Here is a 3144-nt window from a genome sequence, read left to right as displayed (position 1 = left end):
CCCGAACGTCCTCCGTGCCATCGTCGGCGACGGCGGCTCTCGACTCGTCCGCGACGAAATTTCCGTCCTCGAGACGAACCTCGACGACGCCACCCCCGAAATCCTCGGGAGCCTCCAACAGACGCTGAAAGACGCTGGCGCGCGCGACGTGACCATCCTTCCGGCGACGATGAAGAAGTCCCGACCCGGACACCTCGTGAAGGCCATCGTCAGACCCGAGGACGTAGAGCGGGTCGCCTACCGTCTCGCCGTCGAAACCGGCACGCTCGGAATCCGGGAACACGGCGCGGGCCACCGCTGGACCGCCCGCCGAGAGTTCGAGACGGCGACTCTCGACATCGATGGCGAGGAGTACGACGTAACGGTCAAAGTTGCGAGCGACGCCGACGGCGTCGTCTACGACCGGAGCACCGAGTACGACGACGCGCTCGAAGTCGCCACGGAGACGGGACTCGCCGTCCGGGAGGTCATGCGCCGGGCGGTGGATGTCGTAGCAAAATCCGAACCAAACAACTCCGAAGAAACGGCCTCGTAGTTACACCTCTTCGAGGAACTCTCGAACCAACGGCACGAGGTCGGACCCGAATTCTTCTGGGACGTAGTGGCCGACGCCGTAGAGTCGAACTGTCGAGGAATCCTCGAAGAGTGCCTCGAACGTTCGCAACTCGGCCGGTTGGAACGCCGAATCTTCCATCCCCCAGATGATTCGCGCGGGGATATCGGCGATGTTGTCGCGTTGCTCCCACAGCGACGAGAGCCACGCTCTCGACCCGAGAATCGCCTGCGGGAAGATGCCCGTTCCGGTTCTGTCGCCGCGGTTGGCCGCGCGGTACTGCTCTCGGGCCGACTCCGTGAACCGCGAGCGGTCGGCAAAGCCCATCGGCATTATCACGCGCGTAAACAGGTCGTAGCGCTCGCAGAGTTCGCGGCCGATGCGTCCGCCGAGGAGTTTCGAGAATCGACTGAAGTGCTTGTCGTCGCTCACCGGCCACATCCACGTGTTCATCACGACGAGCCCGCCGACGTTCTCAGGGTGGTCGATGGCGTACGAAAACCCGATTGGGCCGCCCCAGTCGTGTCCGACGAGCACTACGTCTTCGAGGCCGAGTTCGTCGATGAATTCTTCGACGACATCGGCGTGGTCCTCGGGGCGGTACGAGAAGTCCGTTGGGCGCTCCGAGAGACCGAATCCGAGGTAGTCGAGTGCGACACATCGATACTCGTCGCGCAGGTCCCGAACCAGGTGTCGGTAGAGGAACGACCACGTCGGATTTCCGTGGAGCATCAGGAGCGTCTCCCGCCCGCCGTCGTCCGGTCCCTCGTCGATATAGTGGACAGCTCCCGACGAAAGCCCGATACACCGCGATTCGAACGGGTACACGGTACGGTCGACCCAGTCTGCTTCCTCGTGAATTGCCGCGATGACCTCGTCTCTCGCGTTCGAACTGGCGGATGACATAGTTGCACAATACGCACGCCATTGGGATAAGTCGGGAGCACCGATACGCTGAGTTACGGCGGCTAACGGGGGTTAAGCAGTCATTTACGAGGTGTAGACACTTACGGTGTCTTACTCCTCACGCGCGCGATGTTCGACAAGGGCCTCTTCGATGCTCAGCTCACCACCGGCGACCCGACGGGCGAGTTCGTCGTCGATGCTTCGGCTGTCGTCGGACGCCTCGCGGGAACGGTCCTTGATACGCTGGAGCTCGCCCTCGGTCGGCTCTATCTCGCGGGATTCGATGTCTTCGCCGTTCATGCGGGCGATGTTCACCGCCGCGAGTACGTCGCCCATGCCGCGCGCGCCCGTTCCGAGATACGGCGTCGTTCCCGTTTCGTCGACGAGTTCGACCGCGACGTCGTCGAGGTCGTTTATCAGCTTCGCGCTCTGCAGGCGGGCACCGTTGCCGATGCGGACAACTGGGTCGACGGCGTCTTCCGTTTCTTGTCGGATGACGTCGACTGCGTTCGCGAGCGGGACGTGAAACGCGGCGACGACAGTTTCGCCCGAGAGGACGGCGATGCCCGGTCTGATTCCGGGGTCGACGCCGACGATTGTTTGTCCGCCGCCGCCGCGGAGTGTCGTGAGGGCTTCGTCGACGGCGCGGCGAACATCGTCGCCGGTCGCCGTCACACGGGCGATATCCGCATCGATATCGTCATTCGGGCCGGTGATGAGAACACGCGCTTGCTCGGGTATCGGGTCACCCGGCTCGACGGTCGTAAAGGAGACTCCTCGACTCCGTAACTCGTCGACGGCTTCGTGGTAGAGTTCGAAGTCAGCAGTGGCGACGACTATCACAGTCGGCTCTTAGCGATGGTGAGGAATAAAGAGTGGTGCGCTGGCGTCCGGCGGTCGACGGGGGGACCGAGGTCTTTTTCGGCCGGTGGTTCCCACCAACGGATGTGACAGAGTCAGTCTCCACCGGGTGTTCCACGCTCGACGACCTCCTCGACGGCGGGTTCGAACGCGGCACCGTCACGCAGGTGTACGGCCCGTCGGCCGCCGGAAAGACGAACGTCGCCCTCTCGGCCGCGGTCCGCGTCGCCGCCGCGGGAGGAACCGTCGTCTACATCGACACCGAAGGGCTGTCGGTAGACCGCTTCCAGCAACTCGCCGAGTCCGTCGCTCCCGAGGACGTGGAGTCTGTGACCTCGCGACTGATGATCAGCGAGGCGTACGACTTCGAAGACCAAGAACAGGCCGTTCGCGATGCCGCTGAGTTCGCGGATGGTGCGGACCTCATCGTCCTCGACTCCGCGACAGGGTTCTACAGACTCGAACGAACCGCCGACGGCGACGGCGGCGAAGCGCTTCGCCGTGTCGCCCGACAGGTCACACATCTCCTTTCTCTCGCCCGAAAACACGACCTCGCCGTCGTCCTCACGAACCAGGTGTACTCCGACCCCGAAAGCGACCGGACACGCGCACTCGGCGGGCACACCCTCGAACACTGGACCGGGACAGTCCTCCGACTCGACAGATTCCGCGGCGGCAACCGTCGTGCGACGCTCGAAAAGCACCGTGCGAAACCCGCCGGTGAGACGGCGACGGTCAAAATCACTGACCGCGGGCTGCCCGGGACTGACTTATAAAAAGAGGTCGACGTGACCGGGCGACCCGGTCGGATCCTGGGGGCGCAG

The 3144-nt window shown here is 63.8% G+C and carries 4 protein-coding genes; 2 read left to right on the top strand and 2 right to left on the bottom strand.

Annotated features, from left to right (window positions below; genetic code table 11):
- On the top strand, positions 1-535 hold a 535-nt coding region (gene larC2, locus QT222_RS03685), incomplete at its 5' end, for a nickel pincer cofactor biosynthesis protein LarC2 (protein ID WP_491476345.1).
- On the opposite strand, the gene QT222_RS03680 is transcribed toward larC2, so the two are convergent.
- Both QT222_RS03680 and QT222_RS03675 read right to left on the bottom strand, forming a co-directional pair.
- Positions 536-1459, bottom strand: coding sequence for an alpha/beta fold hydrolase (locus QT222_RS03680; RefSeq protein WP_491476344.1), 924 nt, complete (start codon positions 1457-1459; stop codon positions 536-538).
- 111 nt (positions 1460-1570) lie between these two features.
- Positions 1571-2302 carry a hypothetical protein gene (locus tag QT222_RS03675; protein WP_491476343.1) on the bottom strand — a complete coding sequence of 244 codons (732 nt, stop codon included), beginning with the start codon at positions 2300-2302 and terminating at the stop codon, positions 1571-1573.
- Between the two features lie 104 nt (positions 2303-2406).
- Between QT222_RS03675 and radB the strand changes: the two genes are divergently transcribed.
- Positions 2407-3096, top strand: a complete 690-nt coding sequence (gene radB, locus QT222_RS03670) for a DNA repair and recombination protein RadB (protein ID WP_491476342.1) — start codon at positions 2407-2409, stop codon at positions 3094-3096.
- Positions 3097-3144 lie beyond the last annotated feature (48 nt).

Source organism: Haloferax sp. s1, from assembly GCF_058382125.1.
The sequence above is the reverse complement of the archived record's forward strand: the minus strand, read 5'-3'. Positions and strand labels throughout refer to the sequence as shown.

Excerpts from the sequence above, each read along its gene's own strand:
- QT222_RS03680 (WP_491476344.1), bottom strand. The coding sequence starts at position 1,459 with ATGTCATCCGCCAGTTCGAACGCGAGAGACGAGGTCATCGCGGCAATT.